General features: G+C 68.3%; 23 protein-coding genes and 1 pseudogene. 21 read left to right on the forward strand and 3 right to left on the reverse strand.

Going from position 1 to position 24387, the window contains the following annotated elements; genetic code table 11:
* The first annotated feature begins 106 nt into the window (after positions 1–106).
* On the forward strand, positions 107–457 hold the full coding sequence (locus tag AC1DP3_RS14215) for an Rv2175c family DNA-binding protein (protein WP_477294340.1): 351 nt from the start codon (positions 107–109) through the stop codon (positions 455–457).
* 30 nt (positions 458–487) lie between these two features.
* Here AC1DP3_RS14215 and AC1DP3_RS14220 read toward each other — a convergent pair whose 3' ends face one another.
* Complete coding sequence (locus AC1DP3_RS14220) at positions 488–1582, reverse strand: polyprenyl synthetase family protein (protein ID WP_477294341.1); 1095 nt, start codon at positions 1580–1582, stop codon at positions 488–490.
* A 65-nt stretch (positions 1583–1647) separates the two neighbouring features.
* On the opposite strand from AC1DP3_RS14220, the gene AC1DP3_RS14225 reads away from it, so the two are divergent.
* The 19 genes from AC1DP3_RS14225 (at position 1648) to AC1DP3_RS14315 (ending at position 20098) form a co-directional block, all read left to right on the forward strand.
* A complete protein-coding gene (locus AC1DP3_RS14225) occupies positions 1648–2022 on the forward strand; it encodes a DUF3040 domain-containing protein (RefSeq protein WP_477294343.1) in 375 nt (124 codons plus the stop codon).
* Positions 2023–2221: 199 nt separating this feature from the next.
* Positions 2222–2653: a division/cell wall cluster transcriptional repressor MraZ gene (mraZ, locus tag AC1DP3_RS14230; RefSeq protein WP_477294387.1), complete on the forward strand. Its 432-nt coding sequence runs from the start codon at positions 2222–2224 to the stop codon at positions 2651–2653.
* Positions 2654–2761: 108 nt separating this feature from the next.
* Positions 2762–3715 carry a 16S rRNA (cytosine(1402)-N(4))-methyltransferase RsmH gene (rsmH, locus tag AC1DP3_RS14235; protein ID WP_477294345.1) on the forward strand — a complete coding sequence of 318 codons (954 nt, stop codon included), beginning with the start codon at positions 2762–2764 and terminating at the stop codon, positions 3713–3715.
* Positions 3712–4317, forward strand: a complete 606-nt coding sequence (gene ftsL, locus AC1DP3_RS14240) for a cell division protein FtsL (RefSeq protein WP_477294347.1) — start codon at positions 3712–3714, stop codon at positions 4315–4317. Before rsmH ends, ftsL begins: the two co-directional genes overlap by 4 nt.
* Positions 4318–4320: 3 nt before the next feature.
* Positions 4321–6105 carry a peptidoglycan D,D-transpeptidase FtsI family protein gene (locus tag AC1DP3_RS14245; RefSeq protein ID WP_477294349.1) on the forward strand — a complete coding sequence of 595 codons (1785 nt, stop codon included), beginning with the start codon at positions 4321–4323 and terminating at the stop codon, positions 6103–6105.
* Between the two features lie 23 nt (positions 6106–6128).
* Positions 6129–7544 (forward strand): UDP-N-acetylmuramoyl-tripeptide--D-alanyl-D-alanine ligase, encoded by a 1416-nt coding sequence (locus tag AC1DP3_RS14250; RefSeq protein ID WP_477294351.1) that lies wholly within the window; start codon positions 6129–6131, stop codon positions 7542–7544.
* Complete coding sequence (mraY, locus tag AC1DP3_RS14255) at positions 7541–8650, forward strand: phospho-N-acetylmuramoyl-pentapeptide-transferase (RefSeq protein ID WP_477294353.1); 1110 nt, start codon at positions 7541–7543, stop codon at positions 8648–8650. Before AC1DP3_RS14250 ends, mraY begins: the two co-directional genes overlap by 4 nt.
* Positions 8647–10197 carry a UDP-N-acetylmuramoyl-L-alanine--D-glutamate ligase gene (gene murD, locus AC1DP3_RS14260; protein WP_477294355.1) on the forward strand — a complete coding sequence of 517 codons (1551 nt, stop codon included), beginning with the start codon at positions 8647–8649 and terminating at the stop codon, positions 10195–10197. The genes mraY and murD overlap by 4 nt, the downstream gene beginning before the upstream one ends.
* The gene (ftsW, locus tag AC1DP3_RS14265; protein ID WP_477294357.1) at positions 10148–11431 is read left to right on the forward strand and encodes a putative lipid II flippase FtsW; all 1284 of its coding nucleotides are present in this window, start codon (positions 10148–10150) and stop codon (positions 11429–11431) included. The genes murD and ftsW overlap by 50 nt, the downstream gene beginning before the upstream one ends.
* A complete protein-coding gene (gene murG, locus AC1DP3_RS14270) occupies positions 11428–12576 on the forward strand; it encodes an undecaprenyldiphospho-muramoylpentapeptide beta-N-acetylglucosaminyltransferase (RefSeq protein WP_477294359.1) in 1149 nt (382 codons plus the stop codon). The genes ftsW and murG overlap by 4 nt, the downstream gene beginning before the upstream one ends.
* Positions 12577–12588: 12 nt before the next feature.
* Positions 12589–13992 carry a UDP-N-acetylmuramate--L-alanine ligase gene (gene murC, locus AC1DP3_RS14275; RefSeq protein WP_477294361.1) on the forward strand — a complete coding sequence of 468 codons (1404 nt, stop codon included), beginning with the start codon at positions 12589–12591 and terminating at the stop codon, positions 13990–13992.
* A 3-nt stretch (positions 13993–13995) separates the two neighbouring features.
* Positions 13996–14988 carry a cell division protein FtsQ/DivIB gene (locus AC1DP3_RS14280; protein WP_477294362.1) on the forward strand — a complete coding sequence of 331 codons (993 nt, stop codon included), beginning with the start codon at positions 13996–13998 and terminating at the stop codon, positions 14986–14988.
* Positions 14989–15224: 236 nt separating this feature from the next.
* Entirely contained in the window at positions 15225–16361 is a 1137-nt protein-coding gene (gene ftsZ, locus AC1DP3_RS14285; protein ID WP_477294364.1) for a cell division protein FtsZ, read from the forward strand.
* A 6-nt stretch (positions 16362–16367) separates the two neighbouring features.
* Positions 16368–17051, forward strand: coding sequence for a YggS family pyridoxal phosphate-dependent enzyme (locus AC1DP3_RS14290; RefSeq protein WP_477294366.1), 684 nt, complete (start codon positions 16368–16370; stop codon positions 17049–17051).
* A gap of 47 nt (positions 17052–17098) precedes the next feature.
* Positions 17099–17560 (forward strand): cell division protein SepF, encoded by a 462-nt coding sequence (locus AC1DP3_RS14295; protein WP_477294368.1) that lies wholly within the window; start codon positions 17099–17101, stop codon positions 17558–17560.
* A gap of 3 nt (positions 17561–17563) precedes the next feature.
* Positions 17564–17863 carry a YggT family protein gene (locus tag AC1DP3_RS14300; protein ID WP_477294370.1) on the forward strand — a complete coding sequence of 100 codons (300 nt, stop codon included), beginning with the start codon at positions 17564–17566 and terminating at the stop codon, positions 17861–17863.
* 136 nt (positions 17864–17999) lie between these two features.
* The gene (locus tag AC1DP3_RS14305; RefSeq protein WP_477294372.1) at positions 18000–18593 is read left to right on the forward strand and encodes a DivIVA domain-containing protein; all 594 of its coding nucleotides are present in this window, start codon (positions 18000–18002) and stop codon (positions 18591–18593) included.
* Between the two features lie 9 nt (positions 18594–18602).
* On the forward strand, positions 18603–19175 hold the full coding sequence (gene lspA, locus AC1DP3_RS14310) for a signal peptidase II (RefSeq protein WP_477294373.1): 573 nt from the start codon (positions 18603–18605) through the stop codon (positions 19173–19175).
* Positions 19176–19177: 2 nt separating this feature from the next.
* Positions 19178–20098, forward strand: a complete 921-nt coding sequence (locus AC1DP3_RS14315) for an RluA family pseudouridine synthase (protein ID WP_477294375.1) — start codon at positions 19178–19180, stop codon at positions 20096–20098.
* Positions 20099–20144: 46 nt separating this feature from the next.
* Here AC1DP3_RS14315 and AC1DP3_RS14320 read toward each other — a convergent pair whose 3' ends face one another.
* Both AC1DP3_RS14320 and AC1DP3_RS14325 read right to left on the reverse strand, forming a co-directional pair.
* Positions 20145–20786, reverse strand: coding sequence for a vitamin K epoxide reductase family protein (locus AC1DP3_RS14320; protein ID WP_477294377.1), 642 nt, complete (start codon positions 20784–20786; stop codon positions 20145–20147).
* 78 nt (positions 20787–20864) lie between these two features.
* A complete protein-coding gene (locus AC1DP3_RS14325) occupies positions 20865–21338 on the reverse strand; it encodes an NUDIX hydrolase (protein ID WP_477294379.1) in 474 nt (157 codons plus the stop codon).
* Positions 21339–21448: 110 nt separating this feature from the next.
* On the opposite strand from AC1DP3_RS14325, the pseudogene dnaE reads away from it, so the two are divergent.
* Positions 21449–24364, forward strand: a pseudogene (gene dnaE, locus AC1DP3_RS14330) (DNA polymerase III subunit alpha); the annotation flags it as partial.
* Between the last annotated feature and the right edge of the window lie 23 nt (positions 24365–24387).

A 24387-nucleotide genomic window follows, 5' to 3' on the forward strand; every position in this document is an offset into this window, starting at 1 on the left:
AAATGCGGGAGAGATGTGACTGATGGGGCCAATGGGATGAGCGGTCGCCGGCGTCAGTGGCGAAACGCTGATGGAGGCAGCAAGCGTGGAATGAGATAGTGGTGTGGTGACCGCTGATCCCGCTCCGCGACTCGAAATCGAATGGCTGACCCTTCCCGAACTGGTCGAGACTCTCGGTGAGCCGCTCGGCCGCGTGCGCCGCATGCTCGACGAGCAGCAGCTGATCGGCTCGCGCCGTGACGGGTCGCTCCGAGTGCCGGCGCTGTTCATCATGGACGGGCATCCGCTCTCGTCCCTGCGGGGCACGGCGATCGTCCTCCACGATGCGGGCTTCACCGATGACGAGGCCATCGACTGGCTGCTGACAACGGAGGATTCGCTCGGCCACGCGCCGATCGAGTCGCTGCGCGCCGGGCGCAAGAGCGAGGTCCGTCGCGTCGCGCAGGCGCTGGGCTGAGCCGCAGCCCGAAACCGCTATCGCGCCCGATCAGTTCGTGCGCACGGTCGCAGCGCGCGCGAGCTCGCGCAGTTCACTGACAGCGGCGTTGCCGAGACGCGCTCCCGAGAGCGATCGCTCCGCTTCACGCGCGTAGGCGGCGATGAGCTCCTCGACCCGGTCGAGCGCACCGGTGTCGACGATCGTGCGCTGAAGCGCGGCGACCTGCACGTCGTCGAGTTCGGCATCGCCCACCAGTTCGTCGACCAGGCGCCGTGCCGGAGCATCCAGCTGTTCACGCGTGTAGGCGATCAGCACGGTGCGCTTTCCCTCCCGAAGGTCGTCGCCCGACGGCTTCCCTGTCTGCTCCTCGTCGCCGAAGACCCCCAGCACGTCATCGCGCAGCTGAAACGCCATGCCGAGCGGGTGGCCGAACGCCGCGAGGGCGGCCAGTTGTGCGGCATCCGCTCCGGCCAGGGCGGCGCCGACCGCGAGCGGCTGCTGCACGCTGTACCGCGCAGATTTGAGGGATGCCACCCTCAGCGCCCGTTCGGCGTGCCGGTCGTCGGGCTCGGTGCGAAAGGCAGACTCCTCGGCGATGTCGAGGAACTGCCCGACCGTCACGTCGCGCCGCATGCGCGAGTACTCGGCTCGAGCGGCCGCCGCAGGTCCGGCAGGGGCGGTCGTCAGCCCCTGCTCGAGCAGATCGTCGCTCCAGGCGACGAGGAGGTCTCCCAGCAGGATGGCCGCTGACCCCCCGAAAGAAGCCGCGTCGCCGACCCAGCCTGCCGAACGGTGAGACTCTTCGAGGGCGCGGTGCGCCGCGGGCCGGCCGCGCCGTGTGTCGGAGTTGTCGATGACGTCGTCGTGGACGAGTGCGGCCGCGTGGAAGACCTCGAGGGCGGCGGCCGCTGCCAGCAGCTCGTCGGGAATGTCCGCGGAGCCGCCTCCGGCCTCGGCGACCGCCCTGAATCCGGCCATGCAGAACCTGCCCCGGAGCCTCTTTCCTCCGTGGAGAGCCCGCGCCGCGGCCTCGATGAAGAGGGCTGCTTCCGGGCCCCATCCGGATGCCGCATCCCTCTCAGCCGTGACGAAGGTCTCTACTCGCTGGGAAATCGCCGCGACGGCGTCCGGAGGGGGTGACACGGGCCTAGCCTAGTGATCGACGGCACGCGTACAATCGATCCGTCTAGACCGCAAGAGGGGGATGCATGCCACTCTCCGAACAGGAGCAGCGACTGCTCGATGAGATGGAGCGCCATCTCATGCGCAACGACGCGGACGTCGTGAGCGCGCCGCGCGATGGGCGCACGCTGAGTTATCGCAACATCGTCTACGGCACGATCCTCGTGCTGCTGGGGCTGGGCGGGCTCATCATCGGCGTTTCGACCGAACTCGTGGTCGTGGGTGTCATCGCGTTCATCGTGATGCTCGGCGGAGTCGTTCTCGCCGTCACACCCACCCCCGGACCCGGCCGTCTCCCCGCCGACCCGGAGAAGTCCGCCACGCAGCGTTCCTCTTCTTCGTTCATGGATCGAATGAACGATCGCTGGGACCGGCGACAGGATGGCCAGTCCGGGAACTGACACCGGGGCCTCCGCTACGCGGCGCCGATCACCGATCCACCTGAGCACCGACCTTCGGGTCGGTGCTTTTTTTGTGCGCGCCGACCGCTCCGGGGAGGAGGGGCTCCACGCGTGGTGCGCAGGGGTGTCAAAGTGGAGGAAAGTGGAGTAGCGTGGGATCACAACCCGCGGGGGGCCGGACAAAGGGGGTGATGTGCCGATGCTTTTGGGCACGCACACTCCCAAGCTCGACGAAAAGGGTCGGGTGATCCTTCCGTCCAAGTTCCGCGACGATCTCGGCCCCGGCGTCGTCATCACCCGCGGACAGGAGCGCTGCCTGTACGTCTTCAGCACGTCGGAGTTCGAGCGTGTGTACGAGCGGATTCGCGAAGCACCCCTCACCAACAAGCAGGCCCGTGACTTCCAGCGGATGTTCCTCTCCGGCGCCAGCGCCGAAAAGCCGGACAGCCAGAACCGGGTCACCATCCCGCCTCACCTGCGCACGTATGCCGGCCTCGAGCGCGACCTGGTCGTCACCGGTGTCGGCGCCCATGCGGAGGTCTGGAACGCGGACGCGTGGGACGCCTACGCCGAAAGCAACGAAGACACGTATTCCGAGATGGAGCAGGAGGTGATTCCCGGCCTGTTCTGAGCCCCTCGGCCGTGACTCCCAGCCGCTCCCGCCCTGACGCACTTCCCCGGTGTCAGGTCAGAGCGGATGGGGATCAGGGCGGAGGGACACCCCGGAAGCCCCGACATCATGAACCTGCGCGACATTCACACCCCCGTCCTCCTCGATCGCTGCGTCGACCTCCTGGCACCTGCGCTGCAGCGCGAAGGTGCCGTGCTCGTCGACGCGACCCTCGGTATGGCGGGACACGCCGAGGCCTTCCTCGAGCGCTTCGCCGGCATCCGGCTGATCGGCCTCGACCGCGACCAGGACGCCCTGCGCATCGCGGGGGAGCGACTGGCTCCGTTCGGTGACCGCGTCACCCTCGTCCACACGGTCTACGACGGCATCGTCGAGGCGGTCGCTTCCGCCGGTCTGCGTAAGGTCGACGGCATCCTGTTCGATCTGGGCGTCTCGTCCTTGCAGCTCGACGTCGCCGATCGGGGATTCGCATATTCGAAGGACGCGCCCCTCGACATGCGGATGGACCAGTCGGCCGGCGTGACCGCCGCCGACATCGTCGCCACCTACAGCGAAGGGCAGCTGCGGCGCATCTTCGAGCGGTACGGCGAGGAGAAGCTGTCCGGTCGCTACGCGCGAGCCATCATCGCGGCGCGCGCCGAGGGGCCGATCGATCGGTCGGGTCGCCTGGTCGAGATCCTCATCGCCGCGACCCCCTACGCCGCCCAGCGGTCGGGGCACCCGGCCAAGCGGGTCTTCCAGGCGCTGCGCATCGAGGTCAACGCCGAGCTCTCGGTGCTGGAACGAGCGATCCCCGCGGCGCTCGACGTGCTCGGCGTCGGCGGCCGGATCGTCGTCATGTCGTACCAGTCGCTCGAGGACCGGCTCGTCAAGAGAGTCTTCGCGGATGCCGCCGCCTCCACGGCACCATCGAGGCTGCCTGTCGAGCTTCCCGAGCACGCCCCTAGGTTCCGGCAGCTCGTCAAGGGGGCTGAGCTGGCGTCCGAGGAAGAGATCGCGCGCAACCCGCGCGCCACGCCCGTGCGCCTGCGCGCACTCGAGCGGATAAGGGAGGCGGCATGAGCCTTGCAGCATCGAGCACCCTCGCTCCTGTCCGGCCCGCGGCTCCCGGCAGGCGGCTGCAGGTCGTCAGTGCGCCCGCGCGCCGTCGTCGGCCCAAGGTGGCCTACGCCGTCGTCGCGGTCGCCGGCGCCATCGCCATCGGAGCGGCCCAGATGGCGCTCTCGGTCCTGACGACCCAGGGCTCGTACCAGATCGCCGACCTCACGAGCCAGCAGCGACAGCTCGACTGGAAGAAGCAGATGCTCTACGACGATGTCGCCGGGCTGAGCTCGCCCCAGTACCTCGCCGCGAACGCCGCCGCACTGGGCATGGTGATCAACGAGTCCCCGAGCTACCTGCGGCTGAGCGACGGGGAGATCCTCGGCGCGAGCCAGGTGGCGGTCGGCGCCTCCTCCGTCGACGCGATCGGTCGGGGTGCCGTCGCCAACGCGCTCATCACGGACACCCCCCTGGTGACCGATCCCGATGCCACGATCGCGGGGGCACCTGTCGCGCCGGTGGAAGGGTCCGCCGCAGATGGGACGACCGCTGACGGCGTGGCGCCGGTCGTCAACACGCCGCCACCCCTCACCGACGGACTGCCCACCCCGAGCACACACTGAGACATGACCACCAGAAGCACTCGCAGTCAGCGTCGCAGAACCGTGGTCGCACTCGGCGTCGTCCTCGCGATCCTCGCCGGCTTCATCGTCCGGCTGGTCGACATCCAGGTCGTGAGCGCGGGCGAGCACATCGAGGACTCCCTCGCGACCGCACTCGGAAGCTCGCGACCGCTCTACGGCACACGCGGGGCGATCGTGGACGAGTCGGGCCAGACGCTGGCGGGCAGCATCCTTCTCTACGATGCTCAGCTCGACCCCTCGAACGTCGGCTCGATCAATCGCGAGAAGGCGGACGGAACGACCGAGAAGGTGCCGTGGCCGCAGCTCGCCGGCGAGATCGGCGAGATCACCGGGCAGACGGCCGACGAGGTGCAGCAGATCGTCGACGATGCGAGAGCAGTCGACCCGAACTCGCAGTACGCCAAGCTCAAGCGGGGACTTTCGACCGAGCAGTACCGGGCTCTCGCCGCCCTCGGCATCCCGTTCCTGTACTTCGACCCGCATCCCTCGCGCATGTACCCGGATGGCGCCGTCGCGGGCAACCTCGTCGGCTACATGGGCATCGACGACGAGCCCCTCGGTGGTCTCGAGCAGACCCAGAACAGCTGCCTGACGGCCGACAACGGCAAGGTCGTCTACGAGAAGGGCAAGGATGGCGTCGTCATCCCCGGCACGGAGGTCTCGACGCCCGCTGTCGATGGCGGCACTCTCCAGCTGACGATCAACCGCGATCTGCAGTGGTATCTGCAGCAGCTGATCGCGGAGGAGACGCAGAACCAGGCTGCCAAGAGCGGGGCGATCTTCGTGGTCGAGGTGTCGACCGGCAAGATCCGCGCCGCTGCCGACTACCCCACGGTCGACCCCAACGACGTCGATGCCTCGGACCCCAACGACCGCGGCAGCCGCATCTTCACCGACCCGTTCGAGCCGGGTTCGACGTTCAAGCCGCTCACCGCGGCGACCGTCATCGACGCAGGCGGCCAGACGCCGCTGTCCACGGTCTTCGCGGCGGGCGATGAGAAGTTCGCCAACGGAGCGAAGGTCAGCGACTCGTTCGATCACCCCACGAACGAGTACACGCTGACGGGCGTGCTCATCGACTCGTCCAACGCGGGCATCTCGAAATTCGCCGAGCGCGTCAGCGCGCAGACCCGCTACGACTACCTCAAGCGATTCGGGATCGGCGATGGCAGCCACATCCCCTTCGCCGGCCAGGGCAACGGATGGCTCACCACGCCCGACCAGTGGGACAACCAGACCTTCTACAACGTCGCATTCGGCCAGGGCGTGTCCACCACCATCCCGGAGCTCGCCGGCGCCTACCAGGCCATCGCCAACGACGGCGTGAAGGTGCCGCTGTCGCTCGTCGAGTCGTGCACGCAGCCCGACGGCGAGGTCGCCACCCCCGAGCTGCCCCAGCCGACCCGGGTCGTCCAGGAGTCGACGGCGCTCTCGGTGCAGCAGATGATGGAGAATGTCGCGCTGCAGAGCACGCTCGCGCCGCAGATCGCCATCCCCGGCTACCGCATCGCCGACAAGACGGGCACCGGTGAGATCTCGGAGAACGGAACGTACAAGCGGGGCGTCTACTTCACGACGATGCTCGGCTTCGCCCCGGCGGATGATCCGCAGTACCTCGTCGTCGTCACGCTGAACGAGCCCACCAGGGTAAAGTCGTCTGCGGCCAACGCGTCGGCGTTCCAGAAGGCCATGACCCAAGTCCTCAAGACGTACCGGGTGATGCCCGCGACGTCCGCTCCGACGGTCCTCCCCAAGTTCGCGGAGTGACGTCGGATCCGGCCGGAGAACCGATGATCGACCTCACACTTTCCCAGATCGCGCGCGTCGTCTCAGGCGACCTCCGACTCGCCACCGGCGACACTCCGGAGACGATCGTCTCCGGCGCGGTCGACACGGACTCCCGGCTCATCGAGCCGGGAGGAATCTTCGTGGCCAAGCCCGGAGAGGAGACCGACGGGCATCTGTTCGTGGATGCCGCGGTGGAGCGAGGCGCCGTCCTCGCCCTGGTCGAGCGACCGGTCGAGGCATCCGTTTCGCAGATCGTCGTGGCGGATGTCGTGACGGCTCTCGCCGATCTCGCGCGTGAGGTCGTGGCGCAGGTCCGGGCACGAGGCGACCTTCGCGTGGTCGGCATCACCGGGTCCAACGGCAAGACGACCACCAAGAATCTGCTGGCCCGTATCCTCGAGGGCGAAGGCGACACCGTCGCCCCGCGCGCGTCGTTCAACAATGAGGTCGGTGCACCGCTCACGATGCTGCGGGTCACGAACTCCACCAGATACCTCGTGAGCGAGTTCGGAGCGAGCGGGCCGGGCGAGATCGCGCGACTCGCAGGCCTCGTCGACCCCGACATCGGCGTCGTCCTGATGGTCGGCATGGCGCACGCCGGCGGCTTCGGAGGCATCGAGGCGACCCTGGCCGCGAAGTCCGAGCTCGTGCGCGCGATCCGCCCCGGCGGTATCGCCGTTCTGAACGCGGACGACGGGCGTGTGGCCTCGATGGCGTCGATCGCCGAGGAGCGGCATGCCGCGATCCGCTGGTTCGGCCGGGGGCCCCGGGCCGTGGATGTACGCGCCGAAGACGTCGAGGTGACAGCATCCGGAACCCGCTCGACGGTGATCGTCGACGGTGTGACCGCTTCGCTCACCCTCCGCGTCCTCGGTGAGCACCACGTCATGAACGCCCTGGCGGCGATCGCGGCCGCCACCGCCCTCGGGGTGCCGCTGCAGGCGTGCATCGAGCGGCTCGAGACCGTCGACATCGCTGAGCGCTGGCGGATGCAGCCGCTGGGGTCCGAGCGCGTGCGGATCATCAACGACGCGTACAACGCGAGCCCCGACTCCATGGCGGCGGCCCTGCGGACCCTCGCGCAGATCGTCCGACCGGGGGAGCGCACGGTCGCTGTCCTCGGCGCGATGAGCGAGCTCGGCGAGTACGCCGAAGAGGAGCACGACCGCGTGGGCATGCTGGCCGTCCGGCTCGGCGTGCAGCGCATCGTGGTCGTCGGGCCCGAGGCGCGGCGCATGTTCCTCGAGGCGATCGCCCAGGGATCGTGGGACGGCGAGGCCGTCTTCTTCACGACTCAGGACGAGGCCTACGACTACCTCCTGGGTGAGCTGCGCGACGGCGACCGCGTCCTGGTGAAGTCATCCAACTCGGCGGGCCTCCGACACCTCGGCGATCGTCTGGGAGAATCCTTCTCGTGAGATCCCTCCTGACAGCAGCGGCGATCTCGCTCGCATTCACCCTGTTCCTCACGCCGGTCTTCCTCCGCGGCTTCCGCAGGTGGGGCTGGGGTCAGATCATCCGCACGCCCGAAGACGGCAACATCCCACCGCACGAGGCGAAGCGCGGAACGCCCACGATGGGCGGTGTCGTCTTCATCCTCGGCACGCTCGTCGGGTACTTCATCGGCACTTACGCCGGCAACTTCCCGCCGACCATCTCGGGGCTGCTCGTGCTGTGGATGATGGTGGGCTTCGGCATCGTCGGGTTCGTCGACGACTACATGAAGCTCCGGCAGCAGCGCAGCCTCGGCCTGTCGGGATGGCGAAAGGTCATCGGCCAGATCATCGTGGTCGTGCCGTGGGCTGTCGTCTCGCTCAACTTCCCCAACGCGGCAGGCCAGACCCCGGCGTCGCCCTACGTCTCGGTCTTCCGTGATCTGCCTGTGCTGTCGTTCATGGCGCTCGGCCTCATCGTCGGCTGGATCGTCTACATCCTCTGGGTGACGTTCATCGGGGTGGCGTGGTCCAACAGCACCAACGTGACCGACGGCCTCGACGGACTCGCGGCCGGGTCGGGGATCTTCACCGTCGCCGCCATGAGCCTCATCACCTTCTGGCAGTTCCAGCAGCGCTGCGACTCCTCGGAGCTCGTCCCCAACTTCCAGACCGCGTGCTACGGCACGCGCGATCCTCTCGACCTCACGATCGTCGCAGCCGCCTTCGTCGGCGCRCTCGTCGGGTTCCTGTGGTGGAACGCGCCCAAGGCGCAGGTCTTCATGGGCGACGTGGGCTCGATGGCCATCGGCGGCGTCATCGCCGCGATGTCGATCCTCTCCCGCACGGAGGTGCTCGCCGTCATCGTCGCAGGCGTCTTCATCATCGGCCCCGGCTCGGTGATCCTCCAGCGGTGGTACTTCAAGCTCACGCGCGGCAAGCGCCTCTTCCTGATGAGCCCGTTCCACCACCATCTCGAGATGCGCGGCTGGCCCGAGACCACGATCGTCGTGCGGATGTGGATCATCGCGGGCATGCTCGCCGTCACGGGCGTCGGCGCGTTCTACGTGGAATGGCTCGCACGCACATGACCCGGCGCTCCCTCGACTCGCTCACGAGCTGGCACGCGGACTGGAAGGGCCTTCGCGCAGCAGTGCTCGGCCTCTCGATCACGGGGTTCTCCGTGGCCGACACGCTCGCCGAGCTCGGCGCCGATGTGCTGGTCGTCACAGAGAAGGCCGATGAGGACTACGAGCGACTGCTCCCCGTCATCGGCGCACGACTGTGGACCGGAGCTCTGGGCAGCGTCCCCGCCGACCTCTCCGACTTCGCTCCGGACGTCATCATCGCCTCGCCGGGCTTCTCGCCCGCGCATCCGGTGATCTCGTGGGCACGGCAATCCGGGATCCCGCTGTGGGGCGACGTGGAGCTCGCCTGGCGCGTCCGGGACAAGGTCGTGCGGCCGGACGGCAGGCCCGCCGACTGGATCCTCATCACAGGGACCAACGGCAAGACCACCACCACCCGCCTCACGGCCACCATGCTCGTCGAAGGGGGCGTGCGCGCGGCGCCCGTCGGCAACATCGGCACGCCTGTCCTCGACGCGGTGCGCGACCCCGAGGGGTTCGACGCGCTCGTGGTCGAGCTCTCGAGCCATCAGCTCTGGTACCTCGGTCTGCAGTCGGGGCCCGATCCGGTCTCGCCGCACGCGAGCGTGTGCCTCAACCTCGCCGATGACCACCTCGAGTGGCACGGGTCGTTCGAGGCGTATCGCGATGCGAAGGCCCATGTCTACGACAGCACGCGTGTCGCCTGCGTGTACAACAAGTCGGATGCCGCGACCCAGCGCATGGTCGAGGACGCCGACGTCGTCGAAGGCGCACGCGCCATCGGCTTCGACCTCGGCGTGCCGGGCCCGAGCGACTTCGGTCTCGTCGACGGCATCCTCGTCGACCGCGCCTTCCTCGAGGATCGCCGCACCTCGGCGCTCGAGCTCACGACCGTCGAAGACCTCGAGCGCCTCGGTCTCGCGGCTCCGCACATGGTGGCCAATGTCCTCGCGGCCAGTGCCCTCGCTCGCTCTCTCGAGGTGTCGCCCGCCGCCATCCGCCACGCCCTGCGCACCTTCCAGCTCGATCCGCACCGGATGGAGGTCGTCGGGGTCCTCGAGGGCATCACCTGGGTCGACGACTCGAAGGCGACGAACCCCCATGCTGCGGCATCCTCCCTCACCGCCTACCCCGGCGCCGTCTGGGTCGTCGGGGGCCTGTTGAAGGGCGTCGACATCTCCGATCTCATCGCCGGGCGCGGTTCGCGATCGAAGGCCGCGATCGTGATCGGAGTCGAACGGGATGCCGTCGTGGCGGCGTTCGCGCGACACGCGCCCGGGGTCCCCGTGTTCGAGGTGGACGCCGATGAGACTGAAGAGGTCATGGCACGGGTCGTCGAACTGGCTGCCGGGGTCGCACGTGACGGGGACGTCGTTCTGCTCGCTCCCGCCGCCGCATCCTTCGACCAGTTCTCGTCCTATGCCGACCGAGGCCGGAAGTTCGCGGCCGCAGTGAAGGACAGGTTTGCGAGGGGGGCCGATGGCGAGCACGACGACGACGCCGACCCGGCCTCGGCAGCCTCCGCCTGAGGCTCCGGCATCCGGTGAAGCCGCGGCACGACGGGGTCTCGCGGCTCGCGTCAACCTCGGTCGCGTCTTCGCGCCGGTTCCGCGCGAGTTCCTGCTCATCGTCTCGACGGCGCTGCTGCTGACCGGGTTCGGGCTCGTCATGATCCTCTCGGCGACCTCCGCGACGGCCACCGCAGCCGGGGAGCCGCCGTATGAGGACGTCCTCAAGCAGGCGACCTTCGCACTGCTCGGCATCCCGCTCATGTTCATCGTCAGTCGTTTCCCGATCGCCTTCTGGCGGAGGGTCGCCTGGCCCGCGCTCATTCTGGCCCTCGCCTTCCAGCTGCTCGTCTTCACGCCGCTCGGCGTCACCGCGAACGGAAACCGCAACTGGATCTCCATCGGCGGCATCCAGGCGCAGCCGGCGGAGTTCCTGAAGCTCGCTCTTGCGCTCTGGATCGGGCTCATCCTCTACCGCAAGCGCACACTTCTGAGCTCGTGGACGCACGTGTTCATCCCGCTCGTGCCCGTGACAGTCCTCGTGCTCGCGGCGGTGATGGCAGGCGACGACATGGGCACCGCCATGGTGATCGCGCTCGCGGCGCTCGGGGCGCTTTTCTTCTCCGGAGTCAAGCTCCGCATCTTCATCCTGCCCGCGCTGCTGGGCCTCATCGGCGCGGCCCTCTTCGCCGCGATGAGTCCGAACCGGGTGCGCCGCATCATGAGCTTCCTCGACGCGAACTGCCTCGCCGACTACTTCGACTCCTGCTATCAGCCGCTGCATGGGCTGTGGGCCCTGGCCGGTGGAGGGATCTTCGGGCTCGGGCTCGGCAACTCGAAGGAGAAGTACGACTGGCTCCCCGCCGCGGCCAATGACTACATCTTCGCGATCGTCGGCGAAGAGCTCGGGCTCATCGGCTGCATCGTGGTGCTCGGACTGTTCGCCCTGTTCGCCGTGGGCGCCTTCCACGTCATCCGCAAGACCGACGACCCGTTCGTCCGCATCGTCTCGGGTGCCATCACGGTCTGGATCGTCGGGCAGGCGCTGATCAACGTCGGCGTGGTGCTGCGGGTCTTCCCCGTCCTGGGCGTGCCGCTTCCCTTCATGTCGCAGGGCGGCACGTCGCTCTTGTCGGTGCTGATCGCCTGCGGGGTGCTGCTGTCGTTCGCCCGCTCTCTGCCGTCCTCCGCGCACATGGGTCCGGTGCGGCCGGTGCGTGCTCCCGGCGCGGCGCGTGCGAAAATTCCAGGGTGACTGAAGCGGCCGACCTCCCCGAAGACGTCCGCACCTACCTTCTCGCCGGAGGCGGCACGGCAGGTCACGTCAACCCGCTCCTCGCCGTCGCGGACGCGCTCCGCCAGCGCGAGCCCCAGGCCGCGGTGCTCGTCCTCGGAACCCGCGAAGGACTTGAGGCGCGCCTCGTGCCGCTGCGCGGCTACGAGCTGCTCTTCGTCGACAAGGTGCCGTTCCCGCGGGCGCCGAACCGCTCCGCCGCCGGGTTCCCCGCGAGGTTCCGCCGCGCGGTCGCGCAGGTGCGCGAGCACATCCGGGCCCACCGTGTCGACGTCGTCGTGGGGTTCGGGGGCTATGCCTCTGCTCCCGCGTACATCGCGGCCCGGCGCGAACGCGTCCCGTTCATCGTGCACGAGGCGAACGCGCGGCCGGGTCTTGCCAACGTGCTCGGCGCGCGCCGGGCCGCCGGCGTCGGCGTGGCCTTCGAGGGCACGCCGCTGCGGCGCGGTCGGGTGGTCGGGATGCCGCTCCGCCGCGAGATCGTCTCGCTCGACCGCGACGCGCTCCGCCCGGAAGCCGCGGCCCACTTCGCCCTCGACCCCGCCAAGCCCACCCTCCTCGTCTTCGGCGGCTCGCTGGGCGCGAGACAGCTCAACGAAGCGTTCGGGGGCTCCTGGAAAGACGTCCTGCACGCCGGCTGGCAGCTGCTGCACGTCACCGGCGAGAATTCCGATCTGCCCGATCCGCGCGCCGAGGGGTACGCAGTCCGCCGCTACGTCGACCGGATGGATCTCGCGTTCGCGCTCGCAGACCTCGTGGTGTCTCGGTCCGGCGCGGCCACGGTGAGCGAGATCAGCGCCCTTGGCATCCCCGCGGTGTACGTGCCGTACGCCGTCGGCAACGGCGAGCAGGCGCTCAACGCCGGCTCGGCCGTACGGGCGGGAGCGGCCCGCCTGATTCCGGATGCCGAGTTCACCGCCGATCGTGTGCGCACCGAGGTGGTGCCGCTGCTGTCCGACGATGCCGCCCTCGATGCGATGCGCGCGGCCGCGGCATCCGTCGGCACGCGCACGGGCACCGAGAACGTCGTCGCGATGATCGACGAGGCGCTCGCTGTGGGAGCCGCGGGGCGCGCCGAGCAGGATGGGTCAAGAGGCCGAACGTAGACTTGTCGGGTCATGATCAGACCCGACCTGAGCCTTCCCATTCCCGAGACCATCGAGGCCGCCCACTTCATCGGGATCGGGGGCTCCGGCATGTCGGGCCTCGCCCGTATGTTCCTCGAGCGCGGCATCCGCGTGTCGGGATCGGACCGCTCCGACAGTGCCGCGCTGCGCGAGCTCGCCGCCCTCGGAGCCCGGGTGCACGTCGGCCACGACGCGGCGAACCTCGGTGACGCCGACACGGTGATCCACACCGGCGCCATCTGGCCCGAGAACCCCGAGTTCGTCTCGGCGAAGGATCGTGGGATGCCGGTCATCCACCGGTCGCAGGCGCTCCATTGGCTCATCGGCGGCCGCCGTCTGGTGTCGGTCGCCGGGGCCCACGGCAAGACGACCTCGACCGGGATGATCGTCACGGCGCTGCAGGCGCTCGATGCTGACCCGACGTTCGTCAGTGGGGGAGTCGTCGCACAGCTCGGCGTCTCGAGCGGGACCGGCTCGGACGAGCTCTTCGTCATCGAGGCGGATGAATCCGACGGCACCTTCCTCCTCTACGACACCTCGATCGCGCTCATCACGAACGTCGACCCCGACCACCTCGACCACTGGGGCAGCGACGACGCGTTCTACGCGGGTTTCGCCTCGTTCGCGAACGCCGCCCGCGAGGCGGTCGTCATCTCGGCGGACGACGCAGGCGCACAGCGGGTCGCCGGGATGCTCACGCATTCGCGTGTCGTCACCTTCGGAACGTCGGATGCCGCAGACGTGCAGGCGGTCGACATCCGGACCGATGGCCCGGTCTCCTTCGCGCTGAGCTATGCCGGCGAGTCCGTCCAGGCCAGGCTGCTGGTGCCCGGCGAGCACAACGCCATCAACGCAGCCGGGGCCGTGGCGGTGCTCATCACGCTGGGGTACGCGCTCGAGCCGGCCGTGCGCGCCGTCGAGGGCTTCTCGGGCACGATCCGCAGGTTCGAGCTGCACGGCGTCGAGCGCGGCGTCAGCGTGTTCGACGACTACGCCCACCACCCGACCGAGGTCGCGGCCGCGTTGAGCGCCGCCCGCACCGTCGTCGGCGACGGGCGCATCATCGCGGTTCATCAGCCGCACACCTACTCCCGGACGCAGCACATGTTCCGCGAGTTCGCCGAGGTGCTCGAGGGCACGGCCGACCACACCATCGTGCTCGACGTCTACGGCGCCCGCGAGGATCCCGTGCCCGGGGTCACCGGCGAACTCGTGAGCGGGGCCTTCGACGACCCCTCGCACGTCCACTACGTCGCGGACTGGCAGGCGGCGGCCGACTACACCGCCTCGATCGCGCAGGACGGGGACTACGTCATCACGCTGGGATGCGGCAACGTCTACCAGATCATCCCGCAGGTTCTGGACGCGCTCGCGCGGACGGCCCCGGGGGAGTAGTCCGTGCGCCGACCGCCCCCGCTTCCGCCGACGGCGAGCATCGCCACCGACGGTGACTCGGCGACCGGCGCAGGGCCCGAGCAATCCGAAGAAGCCGGAGAGTCCCTCGACCGCTCCGACGACCGTGAGGCTCTCGCGCCGGTCATCGCGCTCGATGGCCCCGCACGGCTTCCCGACATGGCGTCGGACGACGCGGCGCCTGCGCCATTCGGGACCACCGGCGAGGGCGATCCCATCCGGGTGCGCGATGTGTGGCGCGCCGCCCGTGCCCGCCGGCGAGCCCTGCGGGCCGAGGTCCGGCGGTTCACTGTGCGCCAGCGGCGCCGGCGGATGCTGTGGCTCGGCGCGGGCGCATCCGTCGTCCTTCTCATCCTGACCACCCTGGCGGCGGCCTACAGCCCGCTCTTCGGCGTCGAGCGGGTGACCGTGGTCGGCACGTCGCTCCTCGATCCGGTCGCCGTGGAGCAGGCGCTCGACGATCAGGTGGGCACGCCGCTTCCGCTCGTCGACGAGAGCGCCGTGAAGGCGGCGCTCATCGCCTTCCCGCTGGTCCAGTCGTACTCCCTCGAGGCGCGGCCGCCGCATGAGCTGGTGGTGCGCATCGTCGAGCGGCTCCCGATCGGACTCGTGCAGTCGCGAGCCGGCTACACCTTGGTCGACTCCGCAGGAGTCGCGCTCTCGACGACCGAGAGCCCGGCCGCGGGGCGTCCCCTGCTCACGATCGCGGGCGGCACCGACTCCCGCGCCTTCAAGGCTGTCGGCCAGGTCATGCGGACCCTTCCTGCCTCGATCCGCGACCAGGTGACCGCGATCTCGGCGACCACGGCAGACGACGTCACACTGCGGCTGGGTGGAGCGAACTGCGATGTCGTCTGGGGAAGCGCCGATGACTCGGCGATGAAGGCGCTCGTGCTGGAGAAGGTCATGCTCCAGCGTCCTCCTGCCACCGTGAGGGCCTACGACGTGTCGTCGCCGCACGCCGTCGTCGTGCGCTGAGCGCCGGCTGAACTGATCGTGATCGGGATGTCGCGACACGACCCGCAGGGCAGGTCTCGGGTCGTCGCAGCGTGACCGCCGAACAGATCTCGATCGGGATGTCGCGACACGCCCGCGCCGCTCCGCCTTCGCTTCGATGCGCCGCTTACCTTCGAACTCAAGGAAATGCATACTCAGCAATTCTTTACACCTCTACTTGAGGTTTAAGGTTTCGGGGCGGAAAGACGGAGGCCGGCATGAGCCAGAACCAGAACTACCTCGCGGTGATCAAGGTCGTCGGCGTCGGCGGCGGCGGCGTCAACGCGGTCAACCGCATGATCGACCTCGGCCTGCGCGGCGTCGAGTTCATCGCGATCAACACCGACGCGCAGGCACTGCTCATGAGCGATGCCGACGTCAAGCTCGACGTGGGTCGTGAGCTCACCCGAGGGCTCGGCGCAGGCGCCGATCCTGAGGTCGGGCGTCGCGCGGCCGAAGACCACGCGGAAGAGATCGAAGAGGCCCTTCGCGGTGCCGACATGGTCTTCGTCACGGCGGGTGAGGGCGGCGGCACGGGCACCGGCGGTGCGCCGGTGGTCGCGAAGATCGCCAAGTCCATCGGCGCGCTCACGATCGGTGTCGTGACCAAGCCCTTCTCTTTCGAGGGCCGTCGCCGTCAGCAGCAGGCTGAGACCGGCGTCGCCAAGCTGAAGGAAGAGGTCGACACCCTCATCGTGGTGCCGAACGACCGGCTCCTCGAGATCAGCGATCGCGGCATCTCGATGATCGAGGCCTTCGCGACCGCCGATCAGGTGCTCCTCGCCGGTGTGCAGGGCATCACCGACCTCATCACCACCCCGGGTCTGATCAACCTCGACTTCGCCGACGTCAAGTCGGTCATGCAGGGTGCGGGATCCGCGCTCATGGGCATCGGCTCGGCGCGGGGCGCCGACCGGGCGATCAAGGCAGCGGAGCTCGCGGTCGAATCGCCGCTGCTCGAGGCCTCGATCGAGGGTGCGCACGGCGTGCTCCTCTCGATCCAGGGCGGATCGAATCTCGGCATCTTCGAGATCAACGACGCCGCACAGCTGGTCAAGGAAGCAGCGCACCCCGAGGCCAACATCATCTTCGGTACGGTCATCGACGACACGCTGGGCGATGAGGTCCGCGTCACCGTCATCGCGGCGGGCTTCGACGGCGGCGAGCCGCAGACCCGGATCGAGCCGATCGTCGCGGCCCGTGTCGCACCGGCGACACCAGCCCTTCCCGTCACCTCGGCGGACGAGGTCGCGCGCGACCTCGAGCGCGAGCCGGTGTCGGTGAGCGTCGCGACCGACACCTACGACTCGACGTTCGGGGACGACGATCTCGACATCCCCGACTTCCTGAAGTAATCAGCAGTGAGTGACCTCGCCGACCGGCTCGCCGAGGTCGACGCCCGGATCGCGGACGCTGCGCATGCAGCGGGCCGCGATCCGGGCGCCCTGACGCGGATCGTGGTGACCAAGTTCCATCCGGCATCCGTCGTGCGGGAACTCTGCAATCTCGGGGTTCGCGACGTCGGCGAGAACCGCCAGCAGGAGCTCACCGAGAAGGTGGGCCAGGTAGGTGACCGTGAGGATCTGACGTGGCACTTCATCGGGCAGGCCCAGACGAACAAGGCGCGTGCCATCAGGGCGGCCGCATCCGTCGTGCACTCGCTCGACCGGGCGCGGCTTGCCGATGCCCTTGACGCAGCGGGAGACGGGATGCCGGCACTCGACGTCCTGCTGCAGATCAATCTCACGGAAGACCCAGGGCGCGGCGGTGTCGCTCCCGCTGAGATCGAACGGCTCGCCGAGCATGTCGCGCTCCGTCCCTCGCTGAAGGTACGCGGAGTCATGGCGGTCGCTCCCCTCGACGAGCAGCCCGCCGCGGCGTTCGAGCGCCTCGCGAGCCACAGCGCACGGGTGCGAACAGTCGTGCCCGATGCGACGTGGATCTCCGCCGGCATGACGGCGGATTTCGCCGAGGCGATCGCGGCAGGCGCGACACACCTGCGTATCGGCTCTGCAATCACAGGACCCAGGCCAACCGGCCGTTAACCTCGGTGAAGACGAGGAAGACGGCGAGCACACACATGGAGGATGCGATGTCGAACCCGCTCAAGAAGACCATGGTCTACCTCGGCCTTGCCGATGAGGAAGAGGTCTACGAGGAGCCTGCGGCGCAGCCGTCGAGCCGCAAAGCAGTGCAGCCCGTCGAGAAGCCGTCGGCGACGGTGACGCCGCTGCACCGCCCGGCGGTCGTCCGCCAGCCCGCCCCGGCGACCATCAGTGAGATCCTGACGGTGCACCCGAAGCAGTACCGGGACGCGCAGGTCATCGCCGAGAACTTCCGTGACGGCATCCCGGTCATCATCAATCTGTCGCAGATGAGCGACGCCGATGCCCGCCGCCTCATCGACTTCGCAAGCGGGCTCTCGCTCGGGCTGTACGGTCGCATCGAACGGGTGACGAGCAAGGTCTTCCTGCTCTCTCCCGAAAGCGTCAACGTGTCCGGCGACGGATCGGTCGCGCAGGCCGACTCCGAGTCGGTCTCGTTCGCTCCGTAGACCGTGGACATCATCCGCGTCATCGCCGCGGTCCTCAACACGCTTCTCCTGATCTACGTCCTCATCCTGCTGATCAGGCTGATACTCGACTGGATCCCCTTCTTCAATCGCGAATGGCGACCGAAGGGTGCGGGGCTTGTGGCCGCCGAGGTCGTCTACACCGTCACAGACCCGCCGCTGAAGCTCTTCCGGCGGCTCATACCGCCGCTGCGCGTCGGCCAGATCGCACTGGACTTCGGGTTCTCGCTCACCATGCTGCTCTGTCTCGTCCTGCTGTCGGTCACGCGTTCGATCGCGAACTGACGCCACGGGTCACTGCGGCCGTCCTCGCTCGCAACTCCTCAGACGGGGCGACTATGCTTTGCTGGGACGGTCGGCCCGCCCCGGGGTTCGACCGCTTCGACAGCCGGCGACCTGAGCGCTCGAAAGAGGAATCACAATGGCATTGACCCCCGATGACGTCGTCACCAAGCAGTTCCAGCACGTCCGGTTCAAGGAAGGCTTCGATCCGGACGAGGTCGATGACTTCCTGGACGAGATCGTCGTCGAGTGGCGCAAGACCATCGCCGAGAACGACGAGCTGAAGGCGAAGCTCGCGGAGTACGAGTCGGGGGCCACGCCTTCCGCGGCTCCCGCCGAGGCCGCCCCGGCACCTGTCGCCGAGACCCCTGCTCCCGCCCCTGCCGTCGCCGCAGACGCGCCGCCGGCAGCCGCGAGCGCCGGCATCATCGAGCTGGCTCAGCGCCTCCACGACGAGCACGTCGCAGAGGGCCTCTCGAAGCGCGATCAGCTCATCGCCGACGCGCAGTCCCAGGCCACCGCGATCGTCACCGAGGCTGAGGCCAAGGGCCGCGAGGAACTGGGTCGCCTCGAGCGCGAGCGCGCCACCCTGGAGGGTCGCATCACCGAGCTCCGCAACTTCGAGCGCGACTACCGTCAGCAGCTGCGCACGTACATCGAAGGCCACCTCCGTGACCTCGAGACGTCGGCGAACGCCTCGGGCCCCACTCCGGTGTCGGCCATCGGCCTCTGAGTCGAGCCTTTGACAGGCCGAGCTCCCCTTCGTCAGGCGGCGGCCGGCACCATCATCGCGATCCTCGCGGTGCTGGTGCKGGCCGCCGACCAGTTCACGAAGTACCTGGCGATCGAGAACCTGCCTCCTGAGGAAGCGGTTCATGTCATCGGCGACTTCCTCATCTTCTACCTGATCCGAAACCCCGGTGCTGCGTTCTCGCTCGGCGAGAACGTGACCTGGGTCTTCTCCATCGCGCTGGCCGCTGTCGCCGTGGTGATCGTGTGGCTCGCCGTGAAGCGCGTGCGATCACGCCTCTGGGCGGTCGCGCTCGGGCTTCTCCTGGGCGGGGTGCTCGGAAACCTGACCGACAGGCTGTTCCGCGAGCCCGGCTTCGCGGTGGGGCACGTCGTGGACTTCATCCACACGCCCTGGATGATGCCGGCGATCTACAACGTGGCCGACATCTTCATCGTGTCGATGATGATCGCCGTGGCCCTCCTCGTGCTTGCAGGCCCGCACCTCGACGGCACCCGGCCGACGAAGACCGCGGACGCGGAGCCCGAGATCGAGTCCGCCGCACCCGCACAGCACACGGACTGATCGTGGAGTCGCGCAGCCTTCCCGTCCCGGACGGGCTCGACGGAGTGCGGGTGGACGCCGCCCTCGCGAAGATGCTCGGCTTCTCCCGCACCTTCGCCGCCGAGGTGGCCGAGGCCGGCGGGGTCCGCATGGACGGCCGGAGTGTCGACAAGTCCGATCGGCTCCGCGGCGGTGCCTGGCTCGAGGTCGAGTGGGAGGCGAGGCGCGAGCCGGAGATCATCCCGGTCGCCGTTCCGGACCTCGGCATCGTCTATGACGATGACGACATCGTCGTCGTGGACAAGCCGTCCGGGGTCGCCGCGCATCCCTCGGTGGGGTGGGAAGGCCCGACGGTCCTGGGCGCGCTCGCCGCCGCAGGATTCCGCATCGCGACGACGGGCGCCGCCGAGCGACAGGGCGTGGTCCACCGCCTCGATGTCGGCACCAGCGGGCTCATGGTGGTCGCGAAGTCGGAGCAGGCGTATACGGCTCTCAAGCGCGCCTTCAAGGAGCGCGAGGTCGAGAAGATCTATCACGCCGTCGTGCAGGGGCATCCGGATCCGCTTGCCGGAACGATCGATGCCCCCATCGGACGCCATCCCACGCATTCGTGGAAGTTCGCCGTCACGCCGGCGGGCAAGGACTCCGTCACGCACTACGAGACGCTCGAGGCCTTCCCGGGCGCATCCCTGCTCGAGATTCACCTCGAGACGGGGCGCACGCATCAGATCCGGGTCCACATGGCGGCGCATCGGCATCCGTGCGTGGGCGATCCCCTCTACGGTGCCGACCCGAAGCTGTCGGCGCGGCTCGGCCTCAGCCGTCAGTGGCTGCACGCGCATGAGCTGTCGTTCGCGCACCCGCACACCGGCGAATGGGTGACGTTCCGGTCGGACTACCCCGCGGATCTCGCCCATGCCCTCGAGGTGCTGCGCGGGGACTGATCAGCGGATGTCGGATGCCGGTGCCGGCGAGCTCACGTGATCGGCGTCAGAAGAGCGAGCCGAGGACGTCGAGGCGCACCTGCGCCGACACCGCGATGATCGCGTAGTCGACGATGGTGATGAGCGGGGCCCAGGCCAGGATGAGCCGCCCCGCGCGTCCGACGCCGTCGCCGCGCCCCCACACTCCGTCGCCCAGCGACCAGCCGAGGGTGAACCAGAAGAGCGGGATCGTCACGAGCCACACGATCATGCACCACGGGCACAGCGACCCGTACTCGAAGACGCTCCGCCACGCGAAGAAGTGCACGAGGAGGAATCCGCCGAGCACGAAGAGCCCGTACACCCTCCAGTACCAGGGGCGCAGGCCGCCGGGCGCGGCGAGCGCGCTCACCCCGGCGTAGACCGGTCCGCCGAAGAGCACGATGCCGATGATCGAGTTGCTGAAGCCGAGAAGGTTCCCGCCGGGGGACAGCAGGTTCGGTCCGCACGTCACGATGGGGCTGATCGCGCAGGAGATGAGCGGCGCGGCATCCGTGAGCTGCCCGATGTACTCCAGATACAGCAGGAACGCGACGACGCCTCCCATCGTGCCCGCCACGATCCAGAAGATCGCCAGCCCGCGTGGTGGCCGCAGGGCCGTGGCGGGTGCTGTCGGGGGAGCGTCGGCGGGTGCGGCGAGGGTCGTCATGCCTTCATTCTTCGCCCCGGACGCTCTCGTGTCATATTTCAGGCGTCGTGAGCCGTGCGAGCCTCGAATGTCCCTGCATCACCGTCCGCCCTCGAAGGCGGCTCCGGGCTCTGTCGTCAGCGCGGAGCGGATCCGTGCCGCCATGTCTCCGTCGAGATCGTCGATGACCGCGAGCGGATACCAGCCCACATCGAGCATCTCTCCGTCAGCGGGGTAGGGGTCGCCCTGGACCCAGCTGCAGCGGAAGGTGAGGTCGAGATAGTCGCTTTGATCGCCGTTGTCGTACGTAATGCGGGGGATCTGGTGCACCCACGCAAGCCGGTCCACGCGGATCGAGACGCCCGCCTCCTCGAGGCTCTCGCGCACGGCCGCGTCCGCCGGCTCCTCACCGGGGTCGACGATGCCCGTGACCGGGGTGAGTCGCCCGGAATCGCTGCGGCGGCCGAGAAGCAACTCGTCATCCCTGACCACAACGGCGGTCACCCCGACGAGGGGGAGCGGGCGGGTCCCGACGAAGCGGCGCAGGTCGAGGATGAAGTCGGGCGTCGGCATGCCGCCCACGATAGCGGCGGTCTCGCGCGGGCTCGGTGCAATTGATGCGCGGACCCGACATGGCCCTTCGCCATAGCCGCCGTGTCGCCGGGCCTCCTTAGACTCGATGGGTGGCATCCGACTCCTTCGTTCACCTGCACGTGCACAGCGAATACTCGATGCTCGACGGGGCGGCCCGCATCGGTCCGATGGTGCAGGAGGCCATGCGTCTCGAGATGCCCGCGATCGCGGTCACCGATCACGGCAACACCTTCGCGGCGTACGAGTTCTACAAGACCGCGAAGGATGCCGGGATCAAGCCGATCATCGGCATCGAGGCGTACGTCACCCCCGGCACGCATCGCTCCGACAAGGCGCGCGTGCGCTGGGGCACTCCCGAGCAGAATGACGACGATGTATCGGGCTCGGGCGCCTACACCCACATGACGCTGCTCTCCGAGACGACAGAGGGCATGCACAACCTCTTCCGGCTCTCGTCGAAGGCGAGCATCGAAGGCTACTACTTCAAGCCCCGCATGGACCGCGAGCTGCTGCAGAAATACGGCAAGGGCCTCATCGCCACGACCGGCTGCCCGTCGGGCGAGGTGCAGACCCGTCTGCGCCTCGGCCAGTACGACGCCGCACGAGCGGCGGCCGCGGAGTTCCAGGAGCTCTTCGGAAAAGAGAACTACTTCGCCGAGATCATGGATCACGGGCTGTCGATCGAACGCCGCGTGATGACCGATCTGCTGAGGATCGCCAAAGATCTCAGCATCCCGCTGGTGGGCACCAACGACCTGCACTACACGCATCAGCACGACGCCGGCAGTCATGCCGCTCTCCTGTGCGTGCAGTCCGGGTCGACGCTCGACGACCCCAAGCGCTTCAAGTTCGACGGCGACGGCTACTACGTCAAGTCACCCGCCGAGATGCGGCAGATCTTCCGCGATCATCGCGAGGCCTGCGACAACACGCTGCTCATCGCGGAGCGGTGCGAGGTCGAGTTCAACACGAGCGCCAACTACATGCCGCGCTTCCCGGTGCCGGACGGCGAGACGGAAGAGTCGTGGTTCGTCAAAGAGGTCGAGAACGGCCTCAACGAGCGCTATCCCGCCGGCATCCCCGACGAGGTGCGGGCCCAGGCGGAGTACGAGACGGGCGTCATCGTCCAGATGGGCTTCCCGGGGTACTTCCTGGTCGTCGCCGACTTCATCAACTGGGCCAAGCGCAACGGCATCCGCGTCGGTCCCGGCCGCGGCTCGGGCGCCGGATCGATGGCTGCCTACGCGATGAAGATCACCGACCTCGACCCGCTGCAGCACGGCCTGATCTTCGAGCGCTTCCTCAACCCCGATCGCGTCTCGATGCCCGACTTCGACGTCGACTTCGACGACCGCCGCCGCGGCGAGGTGATCCAGTACGTCACCGAGAAGTACGGCGACGAGCGCGTCGCCCAGATCGTCACGTACGGAACCATCAAGGCCAAGCAGGCGCTCAAGGATGCCGGGCGCGTCCTCGGGTTCCCATTCAGCATGGGGGAGCGCCTCACGAAGGCCATGCCGCCTGCAGTGATGGGCAAGGACATGCCGCTCGAGGGCATGTTCGACAGGGAGCATCCCCGGTTCAAAGAGGCGAGCGAGTTCCGCGCGCTCATCGAGACGGATGCCGAGGCCAAGACGGTCTTCGACACCGCCGTCGGGCTCGAGAACCTGAAGCGCCAGTGGGGCGTGCACGCCGCCGGCGTCATCATGTCGAGCGAGCCGCTCATCGACATCATCCCGATCATGAAGCGGGAGCAGGACGGCCAGATCGTCACGCAGTTCGACTACCCCGCGTGCGAGTCGCTCGGACTCATCAAGATGGACTTCCTGGGGCTCCGCAACCTCACGATCATCAACGACGCGCTCGACAACATCGAGGCCAACCGCGGTCATCCGCTCGTCCTGGAAGACCTCGCGCTCGACGACGCCGCGTCCTACGAGCTGCTCTCGCGGGGCGACACCCTCGGCGTGTTCCAGCTCGACGGCGGACCCATGCGGTCGCTTCTGAGGCTCCTGCGACCCGACAACTTCGAAGACATCTCGGCCGTGATCGCGCTCTACCGGCCAGGGCCGATGGGTGCGAACTCTCACATCAACTACGCGCTGCGCAAGAACGGCCAGCAGGAGATCACGCCGATCCACGAGGAGTTCACCGAGTCGCTCGCCGACATCCTGGACACGAGCTATGGCCTGATCATCTATCAGGAGCAGGTCATGGCGATCGCGCAGCGGGTGGCCGGCTTCAGCCTGGGTCAGGCCGACATCCTCCGTCGCGCGATGGGCAAGAAGAAGAAGTCCGAGCTCGACAAGCAATTCGAGGGCTTCCAAGCCGRCATGCACGCCAACGGGTACTCGGATGCCGCCGTCCAGATGCTGTGGGAGATCCTGCTGCCCTTCTCGGACTATGCCTTCAACAAGGCGCACTCCGCCGCCTACGGCATGGTGTCGTACTGGACCGCATATCTGAAGGCGCATTACCCCGCCGAGTACATGGCCGCCCTCCTCACGAGTGTCGGCGACTCGAAGGACAAGATGGCGGTGTACCTCAACGAGTGCCGCCGGATGGGCATCAAGGTTCTGCCTCCGGACGTCGGCCAGTCGATCCGGTACTTCGCGGCCGTCGGGGAAGACATCCGCTTCGGGCTCGGCGCCGTCCGCAACGTCGGCACGAACGTGGTCGACGGGATCGTCGCATCCCGCACCGACACCGGGTTCGCGAGTTTCCACGACTTCCTCACGAAGGTGCCCGTCCACGTCGCGAACAAGCGCACCGTCGAGTCCCTGATCAAGGCCGGCGCCTTCGACTCCCTGGGTGCGACGCGGCGCGCGCTCATGGAGATCCACGAGGACGCCACGGAAGCCGCCGTGGAGACCAAGCGCAAAGCCGCCACGGGCGCGATCGGATTCGACTTCGACAGTCTCTATGACGAGACCGAAGAGGTCATGCCCGCGAAGGTGCCGGATCGTCCCGAGTGGACGAAGAAGGACAAGCTGGCGTTCGAGCGCTAGATGCTCGGCCTGTACGTATC

Source organism: Microbacterium sp. P5_B6 (assembly GCF_056400345.1).